This is a genomic window from Cytobacillus sp. FSL K6-0129, assembly GCF_038007625.1.
Classification (GTDB): Bacteria; Bacillota; Bacilli; order Bacillales; family Cytobacillaceae; genus Cytobacillus; species Cytobacillus kochii.
Map to the genome: position 1 here is coordinate 43,951 of NZ_JBBOXM010000001.1, position 25,518 is coordinate 69,468.

24 protein-coding genes and 1 tRNA gene are annotated in these 25,518 nt (G+C 34.0%); 11 read left to right on the forward strand and 14 right to left on the reverse strand.

Annotation, left to right across the window (positions count from 1 at the left end):
• Positions 1-133: 133 nt before the first annotated feature.
• The 4 genes from MHI57_RS00235 to MHI57_RS00250 form a co-directional block, all read right to left on the reverse strand.
• Positions 134-685, reverse strand: coding sequence for a DUF3231 family protein (locus tag MHI57_RS00235; protein ID WP_307314720.1), 552 nt, complete (start codon positions 683-685; stop codon positions 134-136).
• A 397-nt stretch (positions 686-1,082) separates the two neighbouring features.
• The gene (locus MHI57_RS00240) at positions 1,083-1,382 is read right to left on the reverse strand and encodes a hypothetical protein (protein WP_095369726.1); all 300 of its coding nucleotides are present in this window, start codon (positions 1,380-1,382) and stop codon (positions 1,083-1,085) included.
• Positions 1,383-1,705: 323 nt separating this feature from the next.
• Positions 1,706-1,779 (reverse strand) — tRNA-Arg (locus MHI57_RS00245).
• Positions 1,780-1,964: 185 nt separating this feature from the next.
• Positions 1,965-3,008 carry an acyltransferase family protein gene (locus tag MHI57_RS00250; RefSeq protein ID WP_095369725.1) on the reverse strand — a complete coding sequence of 348 codons (1,044 nt, stop codon included), beginning with the start codon at positions 3,006-3,008 and terminating at the stop codon, positions 1,965-1,967.
• Positions 3,009-3,285: 277 nt separating this feature from the next.
• On the opposite strand from MHI57_RS00250, the gene MHI57_RS00255 reads away from it, so the two are divergent.
• From MHI57_RS00255 to MHI57_RS00265, 3 genes are all read left to right on the forward strand, one after another.
• A complete protein-coding gene (locus tag MHI57_RS00255) occupies positions 3,286-5,064 on the forward strand; it encodes a methyl-accepting chemotaxis protein (RefSeq protein WP_307314718.1) in 1,779 nt (592 codons plus the stop codon).
• 126 nt (positions 5,065-5,190) lie between these two features.
• Positions 5,191-6,642: a PAS domain-containing sensor histidine kinase gene (locus MHI57_RS00260; protein ID WP_095369723.1), complete on the forward strand. Its 1,452-nt coding sequence runs from the start codon at positions 5,191-5,193 to the stop codon at positions 6,640-6,642.
• Between the two features lie 121 nt (positions 6,643-6,763).
• Complete coding sequence (locus MHI57_RS00265; protein ID WP_224937820.1) at positions 6,764-7,345, forward strand: DUF2087 domain-containing protein; 582 nt, start codon at positions 6,764-6,766, stop codon at positions 7,343-7,345.
• Between the two features lie 173 nt (positions 7,346-7,518).
• Here the strand turns inward: MHI57_RS00265 and MHI57_RS00270 are convergent, their stop codons facing one another.
• Positions 7,519-8,307 (reverse strand): carbon-nitrogen family hydrolase, encoded by a 789-nt coding sequence (locus MHI57_RS00270; RefSeq protein WP_095369721.1) that lies wholly within the window; start codon positions 8,305-8,307, stop codon positions 7,519-7,521.
• Between the two features lie 253 nt (positions 8,308-8,560).
• Between MHI57_RS00270 and MHI57_RS00275 the strand changes: the two genes are divergently transcribed.
• Positions 8,561-8,797 (forward strand): aspartyl-phosphate phosphatase Spo0E family protein, encoded by a 237-nt coding sequence (locus MHI57_RS00275; protein WP_095369720.1) that lies wholly within the window; start codon positions 8,561-8,563, stop codon positions 8,795-8,797.
• Positions 8,798-8,799: 2 nt separating this feature from the next.
• Here the strand turns inward: MHI57_RS00275 and MHI57_RS00280 are convergent, their stop codons facing one another.
• From MHI57_RS00280 to MHI57_RS00290, 3 genes are all read right to left on the reverse strand, one after another.
• The gene (locus MHI57_RS00280; protein ID WP_095369719.1) at positions 8,800-9,534 is read right to left on the reverse strand and encodes a ZIP family metal transporter; all 735 of its coding nucleotides are present in this window, start codon (positions 9,532-9,534) and stop codon (positions 8,800-8,802) included.
• 154 nt (positions 9,535-9,688) lie between these two features.
• A complete protein-coding gene (locus tag MHI57_RS00285; RefSeq protein WP_340974328.1) occupies positions 9,689-10,912 on the reverse strand; it encodes an MFS transporter in 1,224 nt (407 codons plus the stop codon).
• A gap of 389 nt (positions 10,913-11,301) precedes the next feature.
• Positions 11,302-12,798, reverse strand: coding sequence for an ATP-binding protein (locus MHI57_RS00290; RefSeq protein ID WP_095369717.1), 1,497 nt, complete (start codon positions 12,796-12,798; stop codon positions 11,302-11,304).
• Positions 12,799-12,937: 139 nt separating this feature from the next.
• On the opposite strand from MHI57_RS00290, the gene MHI57_RS00295 reads away from it, so the two are divergent.
• Complete coding sequence (locus MHI57_RS00295; protein WP_095369716.1) at positions 12,938-13,372, forward strand: MarR family winged helix-turn-helix transcriptional regulator; 435 nt, start codon at positions 12,938-12,940, stop codon at positions 13,370-13,372.
• A gap of 254 nt (positions 13,373-13,626) precedes the next feature.
• Positions 13,627-15,321, forward strand: coding sequence for a M3 family oligoendopeptidase (locus tag MHI57_RS00300; RefSeq protein WP_340974331.1), 1,695 nt, complete (start codon positions 13,627-13,629; stop codon positions 15,319-15,321).
• A 60-nt stretch (positions 15,322-15,381) separates the two neighbouring features.
• Here the strand turns inward: MHI57_RS00300 and MHI57_RS00305 are convergent, their stop codons facing one another.
• Positions 15,382-17,523 carry an ATP-dependent Clp protease ATP-binding subunit gene (locus MHI57_RS00305; RefSeq protein ID WP_340974333.1) on the reverse strand — a complete coding sequence of 714 codons (2,142 nt, stop codon included), beginning with the start codon at positions 17,521-17,523 and terminating at the stop codon, positions 15,382-15,384.
• A 186-nt stretch (positions 17,524-17,709) separates the two neighbouring features.
• On the opposite strand from MHI57_RS00305, the gene MHI57_RS00310 reads away from it, so the two are divergent.
• On the forward strand, positions 17,710-18,753 hold the full coding sequence (locus MHI57_RS00310; RefSeq protein ID WP_233435265.1) for a YkvI family membrane protein: 1,044 nt from the start codon (positions 17,710-17,712) through the stop codon (positions 18,751-18,753).
• Between the two features lie 17 nt (positions 18,754-18,770).
• On the opposite strand, the gene MHI57_RS00315 is transcribed toward MHI57_RS00310, so the two are convergent.
• The 3 genes from MHI57_RS00315 to MHI57_RS00325 form a co-directional block, all read right to left on the reverse strand.
• Positions 18,771-19,427 (reverse strand): hypothetical protein, encoded by a 657-nt coding sequence (locus MHI57_RS00315; RefSeq protein ID WP_328197229.1) that lies wholly within the window; start codon positions 19,425-19,427, stop codon positions 18,771-18,773.
• Positions 19,428-19,576: 149 nt separating this feature from the next.
• The gene (locus MHI57_RS00320; protein WP_307314702.1) at positions 19,577-20,188 is read right to left on the reverse strand and encodes a CPBP family intramembrane glutamic endopeptidase; all 612 of its coding nucleotides are present in this window, start codon (positions 20,186-20,188) and stop codon (positions 19,577-19,579) included.
• Positions 20,189-20,530: 342 nt separating this feature from the next.
• Complete coding sequence (locus MHI57_RS00325) at positions 20,531-20,713, reverse strand: YkvS family protein (protein ID WP_095369711.1); 183 nt, start codon at positions 20,711-20,713, stop codon at positions 20,531-20,533.
• Positions 20,714-20,961: 248 nt separating this feature from the next.
• Here MHI57_RS00325 and MHI57_RS00330 point away from each other — a divergent pair, with 248 nt between their 5' ends.
• The 3 genes from MHI57_RS00330 to ptsP all read left to right on the forward strand — a co-directional run bounded on the left by MHI57_RS00330 (position 20,962) and on the right by ptsP (position 23,252).
• On the forward strand, positions 20,962-21,156 hold the full coding sequence (locus MHI57_RS00330; RefSeq protein WP_307314814.1) for a hypothetical protein: 195 nt from the start codon (positions 20,962-20,964) through the stop codon (positions 21,154-21,156).
• A gap of 111 nt (positions 21,157-21,267) precedes the next feature.
• Entirely contained in the window at positions 21,268-21,534 is a 267-nt protein-coding gene (locus tag MHI57_RS00335) for a phosphocarrier protein HPr (protein WP_095369710.1), read from the forward strand.
• Positions 21,534-23,252: a phosphoenolpyruvate--protein phosphotransferase gene (gene ptsP, locus MHI57_RS00340; RefSeq protein ID WP_370873303.1), complete on the forward strand. Its 1,719-nt coding sequence runs from the start codon at positions 21,534-21,536 to the stop codon at positions 23,250-23,252. The genes MHI57_RS00335 and ptsP overlap by 1 nt, the downstream gene beginning before the upstream one ends.
• A gap of 271 nt (positions 23,253-23,523) precedes the next feature.
• Here ptsP and MHI57_RS00345 read toward each other — a convergent pair whose 3' ends face one another.
• Both MHI57_RS00345 and MHI57_RS00350 read right to left on the reverse strand, forming a co-directional pair.
• Positions 23,524-23,748: a sulfurtransferase TusA family protein gene (locus MHI57_RS00345; protein WP_095369708.1), complete on the reverse strand. Its 225-nt coding sequence runs from the start codon at positions 23,746-23,748 to the stop codon at positions 23,524-23,526.
• Positions 23,749-23,760: 12 nt separating this feature from the next.
• A complete protein-coding gene (locus MHI57_RS00350; RefSeq protein ID WP_224937836.1) occupies positions 23,761-24,828 on the reverse strand; it encodes a YeeE/YedE family protein in 1,068 nt (355 codons plus the stop codon).
• Positions 24,829-24,999: 171 nt separating this feature from the next.
• Here MHI57_RS00350 and MHI57_RS00355 point away from each other — a divergent pair, with 171 nt between their 5' ends.
• Positions 25,000-25,449 carry a hypothetical protein gene (locus tag MHI57_RS00355; protein WP_095369706.1) on the forward strand — a complete coding sequence of 150 codons (450 nt, stop codon included), beginning with the start codon at positions 25,000-25,002 and terminating at the stop codon, positions 25,447-25,449.
• The last annotated feature ends 69 nt before the right edge of the window (positions 25,450-25,518 follow it).

Sequence of the window (25,518 nt, forward strand, 5' to 3'; positions counted from 1 at the left end):
GAAGCATTCTTTCAACTGCTGAATTTGCTTGAATTAAATGAACAAAGGAATATAAAGAAAGAACTTTAGAGATTATTGCAAACAAAGGGGTACATACATCTAAAGAATTCTTTTATCAAAATGAGCACCAAGATCAGGGTCTAGGTGCTCCGGGAGGATGAAAGTAAGGGGGGATTTTTAGCCAGCCTCTTTTGTGCATTGTGTTTTTAAGATTCATACTAAATATCATTTTTTCTGCATAAAATCTAGCCCACATAAGTCCAATATCATTTCTAATTGATTGAGTCATGTTAGTTGAACACATCATGATATTTGAAGCGATTTTAATACTAATTAAATTTGCAATTTCATCATTTGTAGATTTAACACCTAATGGAATGTTATTCGGATCAGAGTTAGGCTTCGATTGAGCTGTATTTGAAAGAGGGATACCTTCATTTATCATAAAATTTTCTAAGGTTCTTTTTTGGTGTTCAGCTAATCTTTTCGATTCAGTTAATAAATCTAATAACTCTTTATCAGTAGTTGTATTTAAACAAGTTTCTAATGCAGGAATTTCTTCAGCAATTGAAGTGTAGTACAACCAACACCCCATGGCTTCTCCTATATGTGGATTCTGTTTAGGATCATCTTCTATCGATGTTGATTTTATGTAATTTATAACTGCTTGAAAAGCGTTAGGCAATGATCATCCCTCCGTAATCTTTAGTTATTTAATCTAAATTATCTCCAAAAGTTAAATAACTATGTGTGTAATGAGAATATAAGAAAATGTACCATGAAATAAATAAACTAAAGTTGCGCTCAATTGATCAGAGAGGACTTATTAGCAATATATAGTACTCGAACATAAAAACGTAGGAGGATCTTATTCGTTTTCATTAAGTCGGAGAACCCATAAAAACATGCTGATTCTAACAAAATGCTTTCAGATATGAAAAAATAGCAATGCATCGTTAGGAAATGCTACCAATAGAAAAGTTTGCTAACATGGATTAAGTTGAGTTGATTAGGTGATGCCGTAAATTAACAAAAGGTAGCTGGGGTAAATCCAGAGGGCTTGTACCCCTCTGGATCAAAAATTAAATGGCAGTGAATCTATTTACCTTTCCGCCGCTATCCTGAACAATAGCAAGTCCTAATATTGCATTGATTAAATCTGGTATATTAATATCTTGGGCATCTAAAATATAAGCAACAGTACCTCCACCTAATGGGAAACTATTACACCCAATGATATAAAGTTGACCTTGCTCTACTTGATATTCTTTTAGTGCAGGTGCTCCAGAACCTGGAAATGTACAGCTTGATTCAGCAGTTTCACCACCTGAGGTAAGAACAATAACATCACCTAAACCTGGAACAGGAACAGTTATAGCCATAAATATCAAACTTCCTTTCAAATCTAATTGCCAGCTGACTTTGTATCTTATGTTAATCAAATGTGAAAGCTTGGATTTAAAACCTAAAGAAGTAAAAATGATATTAATGACCACTGTATATTAAACAAATAATCGATTGATTGAGCTAAGCTAGGTTTACATATAAATAAGTAAGTAGGAAGGGACATTTTTTGAATAAAAATATTAAAAAATTCATTCCGACCCTAACTATTATTTTTTACTGGAATATAAGAAATGGAAATTAAAAATAAAAGGTCGATAACCCCCTTTAATACCAAGGGTTATCGACCTTTTATAATTAGCGTCCCAGATAGGAATCGAACCTACGACCTACAGCTTAGGAGGCTGTTGCTCTATCCTGCTGAGCTACTGGGACATATATTGTTTTTTTCTTTTGACAATATAAAATTATATACCTATATAAATAAACGGTCAATAATAAAGCCTTTGAAAATTTTTAATGATTTTTATGGTATTAAAATAATGGGGAAAGAGCGCCCATAGATGTATAAATTATAAAAGGCAGTAGTTACATAGCACTGTAACTACTGCCTTACCTATTTAACCAATTCGGTATTTTCTACGATAATATCGAAAGATCGTTCTAATCTGTCTCTTTAGTTGTTTAAACCGTGCAGTGCTTAACTCAATCAGCGGCTGAGTCACTGCGGTGACCCATTTGCTTGATAATAGCAAAGTAAGCACTAAGGCGAGTCCTGCTAACAAGAGAAAACTTCTTGCATCATTGAAGAAATCCTGCACTTCACTTTCTCTAAATACTCGTACGAAAAACCCGTGAAGAAGATAAACGTATAATGTGTTTTTACCTAGCTTTGTAAATGAATAATGTCTATTAGGCACAAAGGCAAAGAAACATGCCATCATCATCAAACTGAGTAAATAGAAACCTAATCTAGTTAACATGGACGAAATAGATGCATCATCAACGACGGAATATGGCTTTGACCCAAGTAACCATTCATAGTTGATGTTTGGATTAAAGTAGAATAACACAAAGACAGCTACAAAAATACCAATCGCACCGATGCGAACCGATGGTCTAAATAAAACTTGGAAATGCTCTTTCTTCATTAAATAACCTAGTAAGAAGAATGGGAAAAACACAAAAGTTCTAGATAAGCTCAAATAGTTTGTAACCCAATCAGCATATCCTACAGCTAGCCCAATCGCAAAAGAGAGGATAATGGCTACACTAGGTTTGAATTTGGCAAATATCAATAACAATAGATGCCAGAAAAATAAAGAAATTAAGAACCATAGCGACCAATGTGGATTAAGCGGATCCACGTTAAAGGCTGCACCTTGATGTAAGAAATAATAAAAGACCGAATAGATTAGTTGGAAAATAAGGTATGGCAAAATCAATTTTTTAGCTATTTTTTGAATATATCCCTTTTGATAATACCCTTTTGCAAAAAAGCCTGAAACTAATATAAATGCAGGCATATGAAATGTATAAATCACTTTGTAAAGCGTATAAATTGTTTCACTATCTTCAATAAAAGAGCGAATCAAATGTCCGAATACCACAAAGAAAATAAGAATAAACTTTGCGTTATCAAAAAAGTAATCACGCTGTCTCATAAATCCTCCTTTATTAAAGACCCCCTAAAACATCACTTATTATATACCCATTATGTAAGAAAATAAATCAATTCAAACATGTGAACGAGTGGATAAAAATCCAAAACATGGACATGTAAAGGTAATATGGCATTGAAATGTATAGGTATATATAACTATTTTTAGTTAAAATACTACTTCAATATCCCCTTTTTATCGATTATAATGTTAGCAGAATCTAGTATAATAGAATCATTATTGTTAAAAGGGATACATTTTTTTAAAAGGAGGAATTATATTGAAATTACTGAAAAAATGGCGTTTAAAACAAAGTAGCATCCCCTTTTTAAATGCGATGTTAATACGGGTGTCCAAGTCAGATAAATGGAGAAAGTTAAAAATCGGTCAAAAGTATGGGGTAGCTTTGTGGCTTACTTTAGGCGTATTCACTATATCAACGATTTTGTCTTTTATTATGCTTGTCTACAGTACCTTTAAACTTAATGAAGCAGAGAAGGCAAGTGAAAGAGCGCTAGAAATCGCTGATATAGGCACAGATTTCTACTTAAAAGGCGGGACAATTGGGAATTATATTATTGATTCTAATCCAAAACATTTAAATACATATGAAGATTTAGAAACAGACATAAAGAATAAACAACAAGAAATACAAGCAATGATCCAATCGGAAACAGCACAGGAAATGTTTGTTAAAATCAATGAATATGATAAAGAAGTAAATCAATTATTTTATGATGAAATCGCACCAAATGTGAAGTTACAACATGTACGCGAATACCGCTTAGGGAAGTTGCAGGTGGATAATTACATCGAGCAAACAATGAATACATTAGATGAACTAACATCTATTATTAAGGAAGAGCAGGAATCTGCCATTAACCAAGCGAGTTGGATGATGATCGTTTCAATTGTTATCTTAGTACTGTCACTAGTACTATCAGCAATTTTCGGATTTTTTAGTCATAAAATCGTGAATAAACAATTAGCTTATCGTCTTACAAAGGTTGTGACAGCTTCAAAGGAAATAACAAAAGGAAACTTAAAAGCTAGTGATATTCATTCGAATAATCAGGATGAAATTACAGAAATCGCAGACGCTTTTAACCAAATGAAACACCAGTTGCGCCAAATGATTCAAGAAATGCTTACAGTTTCACAAAGTTTAAATGAGAGAAGTGTTCACCTTGGTGCCGTTTCATCTGAAGTCGCAGCTGCTAGTCAAGAAATATCGGCGACAATGGAGGAATTATCGGGAGGAGCAGAAGAGCAAGCAAGTGCAAGTGCGGATTTATCAAAAATTATGGAAGATTACTTATCTAAAGTGGAGAATGCAGAAACGAAAAGTGTTTCTATGCGTGAAGCAGCCTCAAATGTGAAGAATATGACATTAGCAGGAAATGAATTGATGGAAAATTCTAAAGAGCAAATGAATAGGATAGATGAAATAATTAATGATTCGATGCATCGAGTGAAAGGGTTAGATCAAGAAACGAAACAAGTAAATAAGTTAATATCTGTGATACATGAGATCGCTAACCAAACGAATTTATTGGCATTAAATGCGGCAATTGAAGCTGCGAGAGCAGGAGAGCATGGCAAGGGCTTTGCTGTTGTTGCGGAGGAAGTAAGAAAACTTGCTGAAAAAGTCTCCTATTCAATAAGTGATATCACTTCAATCGTCAATAAAATTCAGTCAGAGTCTGTTGGAGTCGTAGAATCGTTACAAGCCGGCTATGAGCAAGTAGAGATTGGTAGTAATAAAATTCATCAAACAGCGAATACCTTCCAAAGTATATCAACTGCCATCACTGATATCCATGGAGATATCGAACATATTTCATCAAGTATGGTAGAAATGCTAGATAATTCAGTTGGGATGAGCGAATCTATAGAAAATATTGCTGCGGTTTCTCAACAATCAGCAGCTGCAGTAGAAGAGACGAGTAATTCTGTTACACATACAAATGATTCAATGGAAAACATTCAGCTATATGTACAAAAGTTAGTTGAAATGGCTAATACATTAAGTAAACTTATAGAAAAATTTAAACTATAATGGGGAAAACAAGTATTCTGCTAGTTTAAGCGGGTACTTGTTTTTTTATTATGAATAAAAAGGATTATGGCGATTTTTGTAGAATAACCTCGTGGTAGAATAATTTGTTTTAGGGGGTAAGGTAGTTTGCCAACATCGAATAGTTCTTTTGAAAGACAAAAGTTGTTAGAAAAGCTCTCAAATGATGAAGGAATCTATTCAGAGCTCTTTATGGAAGCCATAGATGGAATCATCCTATGGGAGGATGGTGGTAATATTGTACATGCGAATGAATCAGCGTGTCGAATATTTGAAACTTCATATAATGAAATTACAAAATGTAAGATTGAAGATTTTGTTGTCGATAAAGATAAAAAGTACAAGGAAATCCTAAATGTATTATATAAAAGAGGGGCAATAAGAGATGAAATTCTATTCTTTATGCCTAACGGACAATCTAAGATTTTAGAATTTACAATGAAATTACAATCTTACACTGGTTTTCATATGGGTATTTTTCGTAATGTGAGTGAGCGAAACCAAATGGAACAAGAGTTAAGAAAGAGTGAATTGAAGTTTAGAAGAGTATTCGAGGGTACACTTGAAGGTATCATTTTATGGGATAACGAGGGAGTGGTACAAGACGTTAACCCTTCTGGAGAGAAAATTTTAGGGGCAAGTCGTGAAGAATTAATCGGAAAGTCGTTAAAACATATGATGGCTAGATTTTCTGGGAATTTAGATGAAATGAGAGAGATCATCACACAAATAACAATGAACGGTTCTTATGAAGGAAGGATACAACTACAAGGTAAGGGAAATGAAAATAAATTATTTGAGTATTTAGTTAACTATAATTTGTTTTCAGAGTTTACAATTTCTACATTTAAGGATATAACGGATAAAGTCGAAATGGAAGAAAGATTAAGAAAGTCTGATACACTGAATGTATTAGGACAACTTGCTGCAGGTATTGCTCATGAGGTGCGCAATCCAATGACTGCAGTAAAAGGATTTATACAATTGCTTGAGAACTCATTAAAAAAAGAATCTGATCATGATATGTATTTTAATATTATTTCAACGGAACTCGCAAGAATCGATTCTATTATTAATGAATTTCTTTTTTTAGCAAAACCACAGGCCGTGAGATATATGGAGAATGACATAATTAACATTATGCGCGAAACGGTTAAGTTATTAAATGCTCAGGCCCTACTGAATAATATCCAATTCCGTACTTATTATGAATATGGTTTACCAAAAATGATGTGCGAAGGAAACCAACTAAAAAAAGTTTTTATAAATATTATAAAGAATGCAATTGAAGTAATGCCGGATGGTGGATATATCACAATTACCATTAAACGTCTTGAGGATCAAACTGTAAGAATTTCAATTCAGGATGAAGGTGGAGGAATACCACAGGATAAGTTAGAAAAGCTAGGACAGCCATTTTATACTACAAAAGAAAGGGGAAATGGTCTTGGATTAATGGTTTCATATAAGATTGTTGATGAACATAATGGGGCAGTACAAGTGGAAAGTAGTGAGGGAGTAGGAACAACTTTTCATATTATTCTTCCTATGAATAATTAATTTTTTTAAAATATAAGTAGGAAGAATGTAATTTATGTTTCAAAATTAGATATATATCTAATTAGATATATGTTAAAATGGATTTATTCATAACTGTTGTTAAGAAAAGGAGTGAAGGATTATGCAATTAAACCGCATTGTTGCATTTCATAAAACCATGGGCGATCCAACGAGAATAAGAATTGTTTATTTGTTATCAAAAGGGCCATTACACGGACAAGCAATAGCAGGAAAGTTAGGATTAACACCACCAACGATTACACATCACCTTCATAAATTAAGGGATATTAATTTAGTTTATACAAGAAGAGAAAAAAATACGGTCTATTATTATTTAAACGAAAAGATTATTCTTCATCAAGCTGTTACATTAGAGAAAATCATTAGCCAAAAGGAGGAGTTAGAAGAAATGGAGCAAGACAACGCATATAGAAAGAAAGTACTAGACGCTTTTATTCAAACTGATGGAAAATTAAAATCTATTCCTGCTCAAAGAAAGAAAAAGCTTATCATTTTTGAACATATGGTAAAAGGGTTGAAAAAAGGTGTGAAATATGAAGAGAAAGAGATAAATGAATATATTAAAAATTTTCATGATGACTTTGCCACGATTAGAAGGGAATTTATTACGAATCAATATATGTATCGTGAGAATGGGATCTATGAAGTAAATCCACCAGAAATGTGGGCGAAAATAGAATAGTAGTAGTTGGCCTACTTTAGACGGCAAAATCCACTGTTGTGAGTGCTGGTTGGCCAAGTATAAAAGAAGCTGCGAACCTAATTTGGCTCTAAAAAATACGAGCAAATGCTGACAGATATATAACAGTATTTGCTCGTATTTGATTTTAGCTAGTCATGTATTTCTTGAAAATATTAATAAAATTCAGGTTTGCGATCATCGAAAACAGGGATGGTTTTCCTGACACGATCAACCTCCGAAAGATCAATCGTCGCTGTGACAATCTCTTCTTTTTCCGTACCACTTTCGAGAACTTCCCCCCAAGGATCAATGATCATCGAATGTCCAGCGAATCTATTATTAGGATCCTGCCCTACACGGTTACAAGCAATCACATAACATTGGTTTTCAATCGCTCTTGCCCTTAATAATGTTTGCCAATGATCGACTCTTGGTTTTGGCCATTCTGCTACAACAAAAATAGCTTTGGTCCCGTTTAATGTATGTGCTCGAAACCATTCCGGGAAACGAATATCGTAACAAATCATACCGGCTACTTTCTCACCATTAATATTAAAGCTGCCTTTTTCTTCTCCCGCAGATAAAAATTTATGTTCATCCATTAATTTAAATAAGTGCATTTTATGATATTCTTGTAGCAATTCTCCGTTTTTATCAACTGAAATCATCGTATTAAAGTATTCCTTATCACGCTTAGTAGCAACTGATCCGCCTACGATATGGACTTGATATTTTTTTGCTAAGTTTTTTAAGAATTCAATTGTTTTTTCACCTTTAACATCAGCAGTGGACGACAAATTTTCTAGATCATATCCAGTTGTCCACATTTCTGGTAGGACAATAATATCTGGATATGGTTGAACTTCACAAGCTTCCTTTACTTTTATTTCTACATGCTTATAGTTTTCTTCAGGATGGCCAAATTGTATATCCATCTGTATACAAGCAATATGTAATTTCATCGTTAAAACTCCCTTATTTCAATCTTATTTATACTTTAAATATATACGATTTTTAAAAAGTTTACTACTGTTAATGATTTTAAGTACTTGTCGAAAAGTAATGCAAACTATTCTCAGAAAGTGTCGAATCATGTTGATATAAAAAAAGATTGTCTTATTTTGCGAATCTATTTACTTTTATAAAAATTCTTGTAATAATTTCTCAAGTAGACAAAAAATAATCGAAAGCAGGACAAATTTAGGAGGAGAAAAGTTGAAGTTAAATCAAAGGGAATTATTGGACAAGATTCAAATGAAAAGAGAAATTATGATGAAATGTGCGTGGAAAGTAGGTATTAATGACAAATTAACTATCCAGCATAGTCAGGAACTAGACATGCTTATATATGAATATCAGAAGGCAAAAATAAACTCCGAGCCCCGTAGGACCCGAGAATTTAAGTTAAATATTAAACAATACCATGTAAATATAAAAACAAAAGCTGTATGAAATTAAAAAAGGTCAATTAATAAGATCATGAAAAGTAAACCAATGATAAAAGAATAGGTAGATGTTCTTTCATGACCATCTCCATGGCTCTCTGGGATTAATTCCTTATAAATAATAAATAGCATGGCTCCTGCGGCAAATGAGAGCCCATAAGGGACAAGTGAAGCAACATAAGAGGTTAAATAAAATCCTAATAAGCCTGTGAAAATTTCAATTGTACCTGTTAAAGTGGCAACAATAAATGCTTTAAGTCTACTAATTTTTTGGTTGACCAAAAATAAAGCAACTAAGAATCCTTCAGGTGCATTTTGCAAACCAATGGCAAATGCAATTAAATTACCAGTGTCTCCTCCGTTTTCGGACGCATAACTAACACCAACAGAAAGTCCTTCTGGAATGTTATGAAGTGTAATAGCAGCAACAATTAACATCGCTTTTTCATCAAATTCAATCCCTTTTTTGTTATGAGCGATGTCAATATGTGGAATGTTTTTTTCTAGCAATGTTAAAGTTAAAACCCCTAGAAAAATTCCTACGACTAATGGTAAAAACCCTCCTGCATTTAATGCCTCTGGAATAAGACTCATTGTTGAAGCAGCCATCATAATACCTGCAGTAAATGCGAGTAATATATCACGCCATTTATGTGTCATCGATTGGCCAATAAACAAAATAATCAATGCACCAAGTCCTGTAGACATAGCTGAAAGGATTGTTCCATATAGCACTTCTGTCATTTTATAAATCACCTCTTTAGAATCATCCCTGATTTTTATCAATAAGATGCAGTAATCATTTAGCCTAGTATATGCATAATTAAGGAAAGAGGTCATATAAAAAATGTGACCTCTTCTTTAATGTCAATTATGAATAGTAACTAACATTCATTAATCATTCATTCCATTCAGCAATTTTTTGATCTGATGGTAATGATAGGGTGAGGAACCCGATTAAAGGAAGTAACCCAGTGAACATCATCGTCTGGTTTATACCAACCCAGTCACTTAAATAACCTAATGCAATCGATCCAATTGCACCCATTCCAAATGCAAATCCAACTGTTAAGCCAGACATCATACCGATTTTACCAGGTACTAATTCTTGTGCATAGACAACTGTTACAGAAAAGCTAAGCATCAGTATAAAGCCTGTAAGTGCCAAAAATACAAACGCAATACTAGCTGGCACAAATGGAATGAGTATGGAAAATGGACAAGATAGGGCCAATGATAAAAATATAATTGTCTTACGTCCAAATTTATCTGCTAAAGGTCCTCCGAAGAAGGTACCAATAGCACCAGCTAATAAAAATACAAATAGCATTGTTTGTGCGCCGCTGATAGAGAATTCATAATTCTCAATTGCGTAAAAGGCATAAAAGTTTGTCATCCCAGAAACATACCAAGATCGGGCAAAAATAAGAATGAGCACAATAGCTAATGCTATTTTTACTGATTTAGTAAGTGGTTTATGTGCAGCTACCTTTTTCTTTGCCTTTTTATTAGCTGCTTGCAATCTTAGATTTTTAGCATACCAAATGGCAATATAGGCGAGAAAACAAACAGCTAAAAAAGCGGCAATAGTAAACCATAAAGCTCCTTTTTGTCCAAAAGGAACGAGTACCAAGGCGGTAATTAATGGGGCTAGCGATTGACCGCTATTTCCACCAACTTGATAAATGGATTGGGCTAATCCTCTTCTTGGACCAGCGGCCATGTAAGCAACTCTTGAGCCCTCAGGATGAAAAATAGCAGATCCTAATCCTATAAATATGACGGAAATGATAATCCATTCATACTTAGGCGCAAAAGCCAATCCAATGATACCGAATAAAGTAATGGTTAACCCAATGGGTAAGGCAAAAGGCATTGGTTTTTTGTCTGTCATGTTGCCAATAACAGGTTGAAGAACAGACGAAACAATATTTAATGCAAATGCAATCATTCCTAATTGGGTGAAACTTAGTCCCATTGATCTTTCTAAAATAGGGAACATTGCGGGGATTATCGCCTGAATGGCGTCATTTAGCAAATGACAAAGCCCAATAATAAATAAAATACGATAGCTAGTATTTCCTTGTTTAGGAAGGGCTTTAAGAGAAATAGCTTGGCTCATTGGAAGGACTCCTTTTATGTAATAATAATTCAATATACGAAATAATTATTGGAGTTAAATGAACAAAAATCAAGTCTTTCTTTAAAAAAATTGAAATATTCTAAAAGACATCCTTTTCAGTTACCATTTGTACTTCTATCCTCAAACATTAGTTGTATGTGAAATACAACTATTTTTCATCCTTTTTTATTTCTTATTGCTTGAAAGACTACGTATGTTAGAACTTAGTCGAATCCTATGACATTTAGCTATCATATAAAAAACAAAAAGTAGGAAATGGAAAAAATATAGGTTAATTCCTTTTTTATTAGCCTTTCCAGCAGAAGGAAACATATCCATCTTATAAGGGAAGCAAATCTTTTATAAGGCTTCCCTTATGATTGATATGTTTATGAATCAAATGAATGAGAATCTAGCGGTAAAATGATCGTCACAACTGTACCGTTAGAAGCACTACTTTCGATTGTGATTTCTCCCTTATTTGCTTCGACAATCCTTTTGCATACAACAAGTCCAAGACCTGTACCATAATCTTTAGAAGTGTAAAAAGGTTCAAAGATTCTGTCCATCTCTTTCTTTGGTATACCTACTCCAGTATCCTTAATGGTGAGATAACAATGATGAGCGCTTGTTGTGAGAGATATAGACAAATATCCATTACTACTCATTGACTCAAGAGCATTTTTGGCGATATTTAAAAACACTTGCTTCATTTGATCTTTGTTGCAATATATTCCTACGGGTTCTTCTGGTAAAGAATCTTCATAGTGGATATTGGCTAAGTTGGCTTCAGATTTAATAAGTGGTTCTAGTTCACGTATAATGTCTTGTACATAAATATGTTCTTTCTTTTCAATTGTCGGTTTCCCAAGAATAAGAAACTCACTAACGATTTCATTGATACGACTGATTTCATTATTTATAATAGAGAAATAATACTGATCTTCTTCTTGTTTATGTTTCTCTGATAATAATTGGATCAAACCTTTCACACCAGTAAGTGGATTCCTGATTTCATGGGCTGTACTTGCAGCTAAATTTCCGACTAGCTCTAGTTTCTGTATTTCATTTTCTTTCTCAGCATTTTTGGCATGTTTTTTTAACATGAAATATTTTATAAAGAAAAAGAAAATATGAAGTAATATAAAAAGGGGAAAGAAGAAGATTGCTGTACGCTTAAGTAAATTACCGCTAGCGACATCTGAAACACTCACTTCAATATTCCAAGGTAGACGATCAATTGGTAAAGTATAAACTTGATCATTCTTACCTATACCACCATTCATATTCATTATTTGCTTACCACTAGAGTTCGTAATGGAGATGGAAGCATCAGGAGTAAGCATCCTCATAATATTTTGCATGTAATCTACTCTTAAATGTGCACCTACAATTCTTTCTAGTTGGAAATTAACATCGAGAATAGGGTTTGCAATCCCGATGACCTGTTGTTCAGGTGTTAATGTTTCCACTTCTTCGGATATAATTAAATCATTCGTGCGCATAATTTCTTGGATATACGGATCATTATTAAAGTCATGATCCTTTAATAATTCTGATGTTCCTGTTTCGAAGGTACCTGTTGCGTCAAGGAGAAACATGCTGCCATATCTCATGTCAGTTAATTGTGTGCTTCTTACTACTTCTCGAACAGTTTCCATATCATTTTGAGCGTCAATTGATAATGCTAAAATATCTAATGTGGTAACTGTTTCAGAGATGAATTGATCCCAGTTTTTTTGATGAATGGTTGCAATCCACTTTGCGTCATTTAATCTTTCTGTTTCATCACGGTCTGTTACATAATGATAAATAGTAAGCATTCCTAGAATAGACGGCATAATAACTATAATTACATATAGGAAATAATTATTCTTTCTTTTCATTTTCTTTTTCTTCTCCATAAAATCGGATCCATGAGTATTTTTAGTAAAAATATAGAAATTGACAGTATGCTGTTCGTTACTTATAATTAGTTTGAATTCAATAATCTCTATTTTAAATTATTTTAGGAGGATTGGAGACATGACAGAATCTAGCCAATCACTCAAACTATATATTGTGCTTTCAAGAGCGAATAGAGCGATTAATGAAATTGTTAATCGTAAAATTCAAACCTATGGATTAAATCCAACTGAATTTGCTGTACTAGAATTACTATATCATAAAGGTAATCAACCTTTACAGCAAATAGGTGGTAAAATTTTGCTTGCTAGTGGAAGTATTACGTATGTAGTTGACAAATTAGAAAGTAAAGGGTATTTGCGAAGAGTTGCATGCCCGAATGATCGAAGAGTGACTTATGCTGAAATATCGGAAGATGGTAAGGCGTTTATTGAAGACGTATTTCCAGGCCACGAAGAGTATATTCATGAATTAATGAGTGAATTAGATGCAGAAGAAAAAGAGACAGCTATAAAATTAATAAAAAAACTCGGGTTATCTATTAGTAATCGATAAAAACGGTTCATACAGAATCGTTTTTTTCTTTTATTATAGAGTTGTGAACTTTAGTGAAGTAATTCTATGTTAAAAGAAAATTGAAAATTTCTAATTAAATTTAATCATTGTTGGTCGCTACTTAAGTCCTGAGCATAATTTAATAATAAATATGCAGGATTTTATAATCTATTATAGAAAGAGTTAACTTGCTTAAAATTTTTTTCTTCATGAAAAACATACAAATTAGCGATTATTACTTGGAGGTGTAGGGAATGAAATTTCCTGAATATGAATACAAAAGGCCGCAAATGGACAAAGCAAAAGTTCAATTTGATGCTGCACTACTGGCATTTAAACAAGCAAAAACAGCTGAGGAACAAATAGAAGCGATGAAAAAGATTAATCGTATACGAAATAAATTGTATACGATGTTAAATTTGGTTATGATCAGGCATTCGATTGATACGAATGATCAATTTTATCAACAAGAACAAGATTATACAGATGAGATAGGCCCAGAGATAGAAGGACTTAGTACACAATTTTACGAAGCACTAGTGCAATCTAAGTTTCGCGAAGAGCTCGAAAACAAATGGGGCAAACAGTTATTTGCTTTAGCTGATAGTGAATTGAAAACTTTCAAGCCGGTAATTGTACCATTACTACAAAAGGAAAATAAACTGACAAGTGATTATAATAAGTTGATCGCTTCCGCAAAAATAAATTTTGATGGCAAAGAATTAACATTAGCGCAGCTAGATCCATACATAGAATCGAAAGACCGCCAACTAAGGAAAGAAGCGAGTGCGGCTAAGTTCCAATTTTTGGCGGATAACGAACATAAACTAGACCAAATCTATGATGACTTAGTTAAAATAAGAACAGAGATTGCTCATCAATTAGGGTATGAAAACTTTGTTGAACTAGGGTATTATCGAATGCTTAGAATTGGATATGATGCCAATATGGTTGCAAAGTTTAGAAAACAAGTGGAAGAGTTTATTGTCCCGATGGTCGCTAAATTAAAAGAAAGACAGCGCGTAAGAATTGACGTGGATTCATTAAAGTATTTTGATGAACCGTTTAATTTTCTTTCTGGCAATCCAATGCCTAAAGGCTCTTCCGATTGGATTATTAATAAAGGGCAAACGATGTATCAAGAACTTTCACCAGAGACAGGCGAATTTTTTGATTTCATGATTGATAATGAATTAATGGACTTACTCGCGAAGAAGGGGAAAGAAAGTGGAGGCTATTGTACATTTATTGAGGATTACCAAGCACCATTTATCTTCTCTAATTTTAATGGGACATCAGGGGATATTGATGTTTTAACACATGAAGCAGGTCACGCTTTTCAAGTTTACGCAAGCAAAGGTTTTGAGATTCCTGAATATATATGGCCAACACATGAAGCGGCAGAGATACATTCAATGAGTATGGAGTTTTTCACTTGGCCATGGATGGATACGTTTTTTAAAGAAGATGGAGACAAATATCGCTTTGCCCATTTAAGCAGTGCCCTAATTTTCTTGCCTTATGGCGTAGCTGTTGATGAATTTCAGCATTGGGTTTATGAAAACTATCAAGCTACTCCAGCGGAAAGAAAAGCAGCATGGAGAAAGATTGAGAAAAAGTATATGCCTTATAAAGATTATGAAGACAACGAGTATCTAGAAAGAGGCGGTTATTGGCAAAGACAGGGCCATATTTATAGCTCGCCATTTTATTATATAGATTACACGTTAGCGCAAATTTGTGCCTTTCAATTTTGGCAAAAATCACAAGAGAACCATGAAGAAGCTTGGAATGATTATCTTCATTTATGTAAACTTGGCGGTAGCCAATCATTTACAGGATTAGTATCTGAAGCAAATCTGATTTCTCCTTTTGAAGATGGTTGTGTAGAATCCGTTGTTGGATCAATTGAGAAGTGGCTGAATCAAGTCGATGATAAAAAACTTTAAAGAATGATGTGGAAAAAAGGAGAGGCAACAAACCTCTCCTTTTTTGATGAAATTATCCTTTTATCGAATGACAATCATATCTTCTTTTAAAACTGCGGTTAATTCGCTTTGTTCTTCCTCATCAATAATTTTGTCTGCAATCTTATCTTCTAATTGTTCCTGAATGACCCTTCTGAGAGGGCGGGCACCGAATGCAGGGTGATAACCTAATTGTGCCAATTTTGCTTTTACCTCATCTGTCACACTTAGGTGTATATTAGATTGTGCTAAGATTAAATTCAATTCTTCTAATAGTAAATCAGTGATAATAAGAAGATGCTCTTTGGTTAATGATTTAAATTCAACAATATTGTCAACTCTGTTTAGAAATTCAGGTTTAAAGAATTGTCCTAATGAGTCGAGTATACTTGCTTCATTCCAAGCGTTGTTATCCGTTGCAAAGCCGACTTGGACTTCTTTTGTTTGAACACCGGCGTTACTTGTCATAATAATAACGGTTTCGTTAAAGTGTACAGTCCTACCTTGACTATCTGTTAAGCGACCATCTTCAAGTATTTGTAGAAAAAGGTGCTGCACATCGGGATGTGCTTTTTCAATCTCATCTAATAGGATAATGCTATACGGATTTCTACGTACTTTCTCTGTTAATTGTCCTGCTTCTTCATGACCAACATATCCTGGAGGAGAACCAATAATTTTCGCTACACTATGTTTTTCCATATATTCACTCATATCAAGTCTTATCATAGATTCTTTTGTACCGAATAATTCTTCAGATAATGTTTTCGTTAATTCTGTTTTACCAACACCTGTTGGTCCGACAAATAAAAACGATCCGATAGGTCGATGTTTAGATTTAAGACCTGCACGACTTCTTCTAATAGCTTTTGCTACTTTTTCGACTGCTACTTCTTGGCCAATAACTTTACGGTTTAGATTTTCTTGTAAATGTTTCATCTTAGATTGTTCATCTGTCATTAATTTTCCGATTGGTATACCGGTTTTATCTTCAATGATTTTTTGGATATGTTCGACTTCTACTTTCGCTCTTTCTCTTGTGTTTGAACCAAGAGTTTTCTCCAATTCTGTTTCTTTATCTCTTAATTGAGCTGCTTCTTCATACCTTTCTTCTTTAAGCAACTGTTCTTTTTGCTTTGCTATTTCTTTTAAACGCAATTCAATATCCTCATCAGATGAAACACCTAATGTTAGGTTTAATTTTGAGCCAGCTTCATCCATAAGGTCAATTGCTTTATCTGGTAAGAAGCGGTCTTGAATATATCTTGACGATAGTTCTACACAAGCTGTGATGGCTTCCTCTGTATAAATAACATCATGGAAGCTTTCATAATTGTCTTTTAATCCTTCGAGGATATGTCTTGCTTCCTCTAAACTTGGTTCTTTGACGTGAACTGGTTGGAATCGTCTTTCTAATGCTGCATCTTTTTCTATTTTTCTATATTCAGAAAGAGTAGTTGCCCCAATTAATTGCATCTCACCACGTGCTAGTGCAGGTTTTAAAATATTGCTAGCATCCATTGATCCTTCAGCTGAACCCGCACCAACTAATAAATGGATTTCATCAATAAAAAGGATTATGTTTTTTCGTGTTTGTACTTCATTTATTAGTTGTTTCATTCTTTCTTCAAATTGACCTCTAATACCTGTATTCGAAACAAGGGAGGCCACATCTAACAAGTAAACTTCTTTATTGAGTAATTTCTTTGGTACATCACTATTAGCTATTTTTAGTGCAAACCCCTCAGCGATAGCTGTTTTCCCCACACCGGGTTCACCGATTAATACTGGATTGTTTTTACTTCGTCTATTTAGTATTTCAATTACTCGTGCTATTTCTTTATCTCGACCAATCACGGGATCAATGAGACCCGCTCTAGCCATTTGCGTTAAGTTTTTAGCGAATTGATCAATGAATCCACCACTACCACTTTGTTTTCTTTGAGATGGTTCATTCGGTTGTTGACTTTGATGATGAGCATTTTGCTCATTTGTCAATTGTTTAAAAAGATCATCGAATGGTATAAAACCTGAGAAACCATTCATCGTCGGACCAAAGGCAGGAAGAGATTGTTTTTCATTCTCGTAACAGCTTTGACAAAGACGAATGGTTGTCTCCTTACCATTAATCGCATATCTCATATTGACATTCGCTTCATTTTGTTTGCATGCTTGACATTTCATTAAAGTTTCCTCCTTTTGACTTTGACTAACTTTGACCTTGTGAATACAGTATACTTTGACCTTATTTGACTTTCAAGTATTTTGATTATCTTTTTTTATTAAAATTAGAAAAAAGGTATTCCGTAAGAAAAAGCTCGTCTTTGTTTGTCCTTCTTTACATATATTGTGGAGAAGGAGGAGATCGACTTGACGAAAATTAATTGGGGAGCTTCCTTTCAAATCGCAGCAGTTTATGTAGGGACTGTTGTTGGCGCAGGGTTTGCAACTGGGAGGGAAATCGTCGAATTCTTTTCGAGATTTGGTTTTATTGGTTTAATTGGGATTTTAATGAGTGGATATATATTTGTGTTTTTAGGATCAAAACTAATGATCATTGCTGCAAAAATAAATGCAAGATCTTTTCAAGAGTTAAATACACATTTGTTTGGAAAGCATTTTGGTTTAATTATCAATGGATTAATGCTCATCATGTTATTAGGTGTCTGTGCTGTTATGCTTTCAGGTGCAGGTGCTGTGTTTGAAGAACAACTAGGATTATCTAAATCAATTGGTGTGGTATTTACAATTGCTTTATCAATTATAACAATGCTTGTAGGTATAAAAGGATTATTTGCCGTAAACGTTGTTGTCGTTCCTATGATGATCAGTTTTAGTTTCATCTTATTGTTTTTCTCTATTCAACAGCCTTTCTTTTTAGAAAATATTTTATATATTCCTTTTGCTGAGGATGGTTGGAAATCAGTTGTATCTCCATTTACGTATGCCGCATTTAATTTAATGTTAGCGCAAGCTGTGTTAGTTCCAGTTGCTTCGGATATTAAAGATATACATACGATTAAATGGGGAGGATATTTTGGTGGGATTGCACTAACAATGATTTTAGTTTCTAGTCATTTGTCATTGGTGAATATTCCTAATTTAGAAAGTTATGAAATCCCTATGGCAGCTATTATGAAGTCACTTGCGTCTTCAATATATTGGATATTCGTATTTGTTATTTATGGTGAAATATTTACTTCAGTAATTGGAAACGTTTTTGGAGTGGAAAGGCAAATTCGGCAATATTTTAATATTCCTACGGTTGTAACAGTGATTGGGATTTTTACCATCTGCTATTTCGGTTCATTCATTGAATATGGAGAACTGCTTTCCTATTTATATCCTTTATTTGGTTATATTAGTTTAACATTTATCATCTTATTATGGATGAAAAAAGAGACTGACAGCTAGGACAGTCTCTTTTTTTATTAATTTGTATGAATCGTTTTTGCCATTTCTATAAAAGCATCTTTATAGTTAGTATCTTCATTCTTATTAAATAAAGTCAGCTTTACTTGGGCTGAATCATTGTGGATAATAAATGCCGTTACTGTATCGGTTTCAGATGAAGCTTCCATCATAACAGCATCTTTGAAAAAGTCATCTTGAGGAAGAGAAGGATGCTCTACTTCTTCGTTAACAGATTGAAGTTGGATCATTGTATTCTCCTCAAGTTGTTTCATGTCTACTTCTTCAGGAAGTACCTCAATTCGCATAAACACCTCAGATTGATCATTTAAATGAAGGATATCTTTATTTGGTTCCTCTGCAGTTAAGGTGAAATCAGGTAAAACATGTAAAGAAAACGCTTGATTGTCACTTTCTTTAAGAAAAGCAGTTTCTTCTTTTGTTTCACCGTCTATTTCATATGATAAATTTTCCTCCATCACGCGAATTTCATTTTCACTTTTTTGGCTATCTTCTTTGTTTTCATTTTGATTTTGATCTTCATCTTCATCTACTTCTTCATTTGGTGGATTACTATTATTATTTTCACCATTGCCATTGTCTGTTTCTGATGTTCCGCATGCTGCTAATAGAAAGATAGCTAAGGGAACAGTTAACAATTTTAAAAAGTTCTTCAAAACAAATTTCCTCCCTAAGTTACGTGATCAAAGCATTAGACGAGAAATGCTGCGTACTTGTTACAATTTTCCTCTAATAATTTTGGATGGAGCTAATAGCTAAGAAATAGTAAATATATGCTTACGACTATTTTACAAAATCTTTCTGGTTATACTAGAGGAAAGAATACAAAAAGGAGCAAGGAAAATATAATATGTGAAGTGATAAGTAAAACAATGCTTCTTTTCCAAAGGTAAATGGTTCCCCAATATAATCCTGCTATTAATGCTGCCAGTACCAGAGCCCATGAGCCTGAATAAAACTGTACAGAAGCAAAAAGAATAGAAGAGATGCCAACAGCAAGAAAACCATTGGTATAGTTCATTACCCTCTTTTGTACAAATCCACGCCAGAAAATTTCTTCACCTGGAGCGAAAAGAACTATTAATAACAAATACTGCCATATATTCTTAGCTCCATAATAACTATAGAGCTTTGCAACAGGTTCTGTGATCGAGAGGCCAATAAAACTTAATCCTGTATAACCTAACCAAAAAATGCCATATAGAAAAACCCCTGATAAAGTACCCCATAATAAGTTTTGGGTAAAGGTTTCTTGATGATCTAGTTCTATACTTATAATGGCAAAACTAATAAGAAATAACATGGTGGCACTAAAGATATACCAGAAGATTGATTTGTCCTCAAATGTGAAATACATTAGTACATGTGCAAGGACGATCCCGACAATTAAGCGAATGTCAGGTGAATTCTTACGCATTTCATATAACCCCTTTCATGCAAGCCAATCATTATTCTATCAAAAAAGCAGTAAAAAAAATATGATTATCTCATTTGAGGATTATATTTATGACGAATATATGTCAAAGAGAAAGAAAAGGTTGAGTATATAGGTAGAACTGGAGTAGAGAGATGGTATGGGTGATAACTATATATTCTGTCTGAAGGAACTAGATGTTAGCATCGCAACTTTCATTGATGTAGGAGTAGCAGAAACAAAAAAATCCAAACAAATCTGAATTCTTATGAAGGAATTCACTTTGTTCGGACTTTTCTTTTTAATGAAATGTCGATTATTTTATAGTTATTTCTCGGATTTATATTAATTTTCTTGGACAATTTTATAGTTTTTATGATTTACTACTGTCCTGTGTTCTAATTCTAAATCTCTGTAGTTTTCCATATAGCTCAAGTCAACGATGACGGAGTTCTCATTTACTTTTTCGACAATGCCTCTTAAGCCATCTCTAAATTCAATAATGTTTCCAACTTCAGCTTTTTTCACATAAATTGCCCCTTTTCTTTCCAAATTTTTTGTTAATAACCATTTTGCACTAAAACTGTTTATTCGTAAAGGAATTTACACTAATAATACGAAAAATACAAACCCTTTTGTGTGAAGCGTCTACATTTTCCACCTTTGCTGTCATCCATAGTTCTTACGTTGATTTATAGATATAACCTAAATCTATTTGATTCTCTTTAAAAGAGCGCATTTTTTTTATAAAATAGAAGGAAGCAGAGGTGAATAATATGGATGCATCATCAATAGATGAAATCATAAACAAATTAAAGAACAAAGAGATTGAAGAGTACTATGTGAAAAAAGAAGATTTTTTAACTTTTCGCTCCGTCATTGTAAAAAGGGAAGATTTTAAATACATTAGAGGAATTGCACAAAGAGGTGGGGATGTTATTTATCAATATTTAACTGAACCTAGAAGTTAAAAAAGGTTTGTTTTTTATACATGTGATATAGTAAAAGAATCCTAAAAAATATGTTATTCTAATGGATATCTATATTACATATAAGAGTGATGAAAAAGGAGATCGATGAAAATGATAGAGAAAAAATTTATTGTAACTTCACCAACAGGAATTCATGCTAGACCAGCCACACAATTGGTGCAAACAGCGAGCAGATTTACTTCAGATATTCAATTAGAGTATAAAGAGAGAAAAGTAAATCTAAAATCGATTATGGGTGTAATGGCATTAGCAGCTGGCAAAGGTGCGGAAATTACTATTATCGTTGATGGTAACGATGAAGAGGCAGCTATTGAACAACTTGCTACAATGCTTAAAGAAGAAGGTCTTGCGGAATAATGGCTTTCTTACAAGGGATACCTGCATCAGAAGGAATCGCTATTGCAAAAGCTTTTCGCTTTGAGCCAATTGATGTGAAGATCGAGTGTAAAAAGGTCGAAAACAGTACGATAGAAGTTAACCTTTTTTATGAAGCACTCGAAAAAACCGTTGATGAACTAAAGCAAATTAAAGAGCATGCGAGTACCGAGGCAGGAATTGAAAATGCTACAATTTTTGATGCACATCTTCTTGTTTTGAGGGATCCGGAATTAATTGAACCAGTGATAGATCGGATAATGAAGAAACAGTATAATGCAGAATTTGCTGTGAAAGAAATAACCGATCACTATATTCATTTATTATTACAAACTGAGAACGAGTATTTAAAAGAAAGAGCAGCAGACATTAAAGATGTTGCCAATCGATTGCAGGCACATCTTTTAGGGATACCTGTTTTTGACCCAGCCATGGTGACGGAAAATGTAATTATTGTATCCGAGGATTTAACACCATCAGACGCAGCACTTTTGAATCCTAGCAAAGTGAAAGGGGCAGTGACAAATGTGGGAGGTAAAACCTCTCACGCTGCCTTCATTGCCCAATCACTTAATATTCCCTCTGTTGTGGGTACAAAAACGGCCTTAGGTGATATCGAGAATGGTGATGTACTTGTCGTTGATGGGTATACTGGTATCGTTCATATTAACCCGACGCCTGAATTGATTGAAGAATATGAAAAGAAACAGGAACAGACTTTAAGAGATTTGTCCGAACTATCTTGGTTAGCAAAAGAAAGAACGATTTCACTCGATGAGCAATATTTCTCTATTGTTGGAAATATCGGTAGTATGGAGGAAGCAAAAGGGGTTATCGAGCATGGGGGAGAAGGAATCGGCTTATTTAGAACCGAGTTTCTTTTTATGGAAAAAAAGCAATTACCGACTGAGGAAGAACAATTTCACGTTTATAAATCGGTTCTAGAGTCTATGGATGGCAAACCGGTAGTTGTTCGAACTATTGATATCGGTGGCGATAAAGAACTGCCATATCTAAAATTATCAAAAGAAATGAACCCTTTTTTAGGCCTACGAGGAATACGCTTCTGTTTAGGTGAACAATCAATTCTACGGACACAGTTACGCGCATTAATAAGGGCAAGTGCGTTTGGAACATTAAAGATTATGTTTCCTATGGTTGCTGTAATTGAAGAGTTTAGACAAGGCAAGCTTATGTTCAAAGAAGAATGTGAGAAACTGATAGAAGAAGGGGTAGAGATTGGTCATATAGAACTTGGTATGATGGTCGAAATTCCAGCTACGGCACTAATGATTGAGGCATTTGCAAAAGAAGTTGACTTTATCAGTATTGGTACAAATGATCTCATTCAGTATACATTGGCTGCCGATCGATCTAATGAGCAGGTTTCGTATTTATATCAACCTTACCACCCTGCTATTTTACGACTCATCAAAAATGTCATTGATGCTGCCCATAAAGAAGGGAAATCCGTCAGTATTTGCGGTGATATGGCGGGCAATGAGGTCGCAATACCATTATTAGTGGGAATGGGCTTAGATGAGTTCTCTGTTCACTCAGCAGCCATTATTAAGACCAGAGCGCATATACGTAAGTTAAATAAGGCAGAGATTGAGAAAAAAATAGATATTCTCCTTAATTTGCCGAATGCTGTTGAAATTGAATCGGCACTAGAGAATTTTTTCTATAAAAAGTTATAAAAAATGGTTTAGGTTCTGACTGATGCGGGTAATTCTTAAATATGCACTTAAGAAAACCTTAAGTCAGCTAAATCATTCTCATTTTCCCCTTATTAGCTAGCCGATTGGCTAGCTTTTCTTTTGTTCTAAATATGGTGTATTAGGGTAATTATGTGAGGATATTTTTTATCTCGTTCAATAAGAGTATATGGTAGATAAAAAAACCGAACAAAGGTATTGTTCGGTTCAATAATTTTGCTAAAAACTTATTAGTTACAACGATTTTATTGATTTATTTCTTTTGAATTGTGATTGTCCAAGCTGCATCTCCAAGTTGTTCATAGTTGGTTACTTGGTGACCAGCTTCTGCAGCCCAGCGTGGAAGACTTTCAGTTGCTTGTGTACAATCAAATTGAATAATTAGTTCATCTCCTGATTGGATCGATTCAATTGCAGACTTTGCTTCCACTAATGGAAATGGACAAACTTGACCCATTACTTCTAATGTTTTTTGCATGTTTGTTTCCCCCTATACAGCTTGTTGTGATGTCGTACTTTGAGAAGCACGTCTTTTCTGTGGTCTAACATAGACAAAGTAGGCAGCGGTCCAAGTACCTAAAATAATAAATAAGAGACCGATCCATCCTTGCCATGTCATCATTGAAGTCATTACTAGTCCATTGCCTATTGAACAGCCACCGGCAAGGCTAGCTCCAAACCCCATCAATAATCCACCAATAAAACTATTTATACCTGTTTTTTTATCAGGCATTCTAAAACGAAATTCTTTGCTGCCTTTGGCTGCGATAAATGATCCTATGAAGATTCCTAATACAAGAAACACTCCCCAGTTAATAAATGCAGCATCACCAATCACTAAATATTGTAGAATGTTAGCAGATGGTGTTGTAATGCCTAAACCAAACATTCTACCTGTAGCAGCGCTTAGTGGCCATGCAAGGAGAGCGATTAGCCCAACAAGAATTGCAGTGACAAATGGATGCCATCTTTTTTCAAACAATAAATGGCTAAGTCCAGTACGTTTAGGTTTTAAAGATGGTATCGCAATTTTTGGCTTTCTAAGCTCTCGATAAACAAGACCGCCAGTTATAAGTAATAAAGCGATAATGAAAATCCAGTTGCTTATACCAAATGTAGCAGCAATTGAGTTTTCCGGTAAAGTAATTGAACTTATTTCTGTATTTAAAGGTGCGAGTACGCCTGTTTTCATAACCGCAGCCATTACCATATAAGCGAACAGAGCAATCCAGCTACCTAGTAAACCTTCTCCCGCTCGATACCATGTACCAGTCGCACAACCACCTGCTAATACGATGCCGATACCAAATACAAAAGAACCAAAGATAACTCCTAACCAAGCGAAATTACCAGCAGTGAAATCGATGATTCCTAATTGAATAAGAGTAAACACGCCAATACTTTGCACGCAAATAGCAATGAGTAAGGCATAAAACATTCGATTATCTTTTGCGATGAACATATCACGGAAGCCCCCTGTTAAACAGAAGCGCCCACGTTGCATAACAAAGCCTAATAACGCACCGCAAATCAATCCAGTTATTAACATTTGTATCATATTTATCCCCTCTAATTCCGAGTAAACTTATAAGCCTTTACGAATTATGATGATAAAGGATAGACAGAAATATTGTCAAGGGTTTTTTAAATAAATGAAAATAGATGTATGAATAATTGTTGTTAAGTTTGACAATAACTGGATTAATCGTATCTGGAAGGGGAGTAGAAAATGTTGAGTCGTCGAATATTTATCGTATGCCTTCTCTTTTTTCTTAGTGGATGTACGAGTAATGATCAGCAATCAATTATTAATCATCACGCAGATGCTTTATTGACGAAAACAAATGAATTACAATTTAGATTTCAGTTAAATGATAAAGTGTTATTAGAAGAAGAAGCTTATGTCATTAAAGTCAATATTCATAATAAAGAACTAGCCTTAGCTTTAGGGGCAGATGAAATCTTTTATGGTAATGAAAACGGGCAAGCGGTAGAAGTGATTGAACCTGAAGGGAATAAAGATTTCTTCATCTATATGGAACCCATACCACTACAAAAAGATTTACATGTTTTTGACATTGAAAATATGATTGAGAATCAAGCAGTTTCTATCGAAATAATCAATAATGAGCATAGTGTGGCGAAGGGTTATTTAACTCATTTTTCTTCACAACTTTGATAAACCGTTATCTTTCAAATAGTAAATATAAATGATAGAATAATCAATATATTTATTTTGAAGGAGAGA

Excerpts from the sequence above, each read along its gene's own strand:
- MHI57_RS00240 (WP_095369726.1), bottom strand. The coding sequence starts at position 1,382 with ATGGCTATAACTGTTCCTGTTCCAGGTTTAGGTGATGTTATTGTTCTT.
- MHI57_RS00250 (WP_095369725.1), bottom strand. The coding sequence starts at position 3,008 with ATGAGACAGCGTGATTACTTTTTTGATAACGCAAAGTTTATTCTTATT.
- MHI57_RS00265 (WP_224937820.1), top strand. The coding sequence starts at position 6,764 with ATGCAATTAAACCGCATTGTTGCATTTCATAAAACCATGGGCGATCCA.
- MHI57_RS00270 (WP_095369721.1), bottom strand. The coding sequence starts at position 8,307 with ATGAAATTACATATTGCTTGTATACAGATGGATATACAATTTGGCCAT.
- MHI57_RS00280 (WP_095369719.1), bottom strand. The coding sequence starts at position 9,534 with ATGACAGAAGTGCTATATGGAACAATCCTTTCAGCTATGTCTACAGGA.
- MHI57_RS00285 (WP_340974328.1), bottom strand. The coding sequence starts at position 10,912 with ATGAGCCAAGCTATTTCTCTTAAAGCCCTTCCTAAACAAGGAAATACT.
- MHI57_RS00290 (WP_095369717.1), bottom strand. The coding sequence starts at position 12,798 with ATGAAAAGAAAGAATAATTATTTCCTATATGTAATTATAGTTATTATG.
- MHI57_RS00295 (WP_095369716.1), top strand. The coding sequence starts at position 12,938 with ATGACAGAATCTAGCCAATCACTCAAACTATATATTGTGCTTTCAAGA.
- MHI57_RS00300 (WP_340974331.1), top strand. The coding sequence starts at position 13,627 with ATGAAATTTCCTGAATATGAATACAAAAGGCCGCAAATGGACAAAGCA.
- MHI57_RS00305 (WP_340974333.1), bottom strand. The coding sequence starts at position 17,523 with ATGAAATGTCAAGCATGCAAACAAAATGAAGCGAATGTCAATATGAGA.
- MHI57_RS00320 (WP_307314702.1), bottom strand. The coding sequence starts at position 20,188 with ATGCGTAAGAATTCACCTGACATTCGCTTAATTGTCGGGATCGTCCTT.
- MHI57_RS00330 (WP_307314814.1), top strand. The coding sequence starts at position 20,962 with ATGGATGCATCATCAATAGATGAAATCATAAACAAATTAAAGAACAAA.
- MHI57_RS00335 (WP_095369710.1), top strand. The coding sequence starts at position 21,268 with ATGATAGAGAAAAAATTTATTGTAACTTCACCAACAGGAATTCATGCT.
- ptsP (WP_370873303.1), top strand. The coding sequence starts at position 21,534 with ATGGCTTTCTTACAAGGGATACCTGCATCAGAAGGAATCGCTATTGCA.
- MHI57_RS00345 (WP_095369708.1), bottom strand. The coding sequence starts at position 23,748 with ATGCAAAAAACATTAGAAGTAATGGGTCAAGTTTGTCCATTTCCATTA.
- MHI57_RS00350 (WP_224937836.1), bottom strand. The coding sequence starts at position 24,828 with ATGATACAAATGTTAATAACTGGATTGATTTGCGGTGCGTTATTAGGC.
- MHI57_RS00355 (WP_095369706.1), top strand. The coding sequence starts at position 25,000 with ATGTTGAGTCGTCGAATATTTATCGTATGCCTTCTCTTTTTTCTTAGT.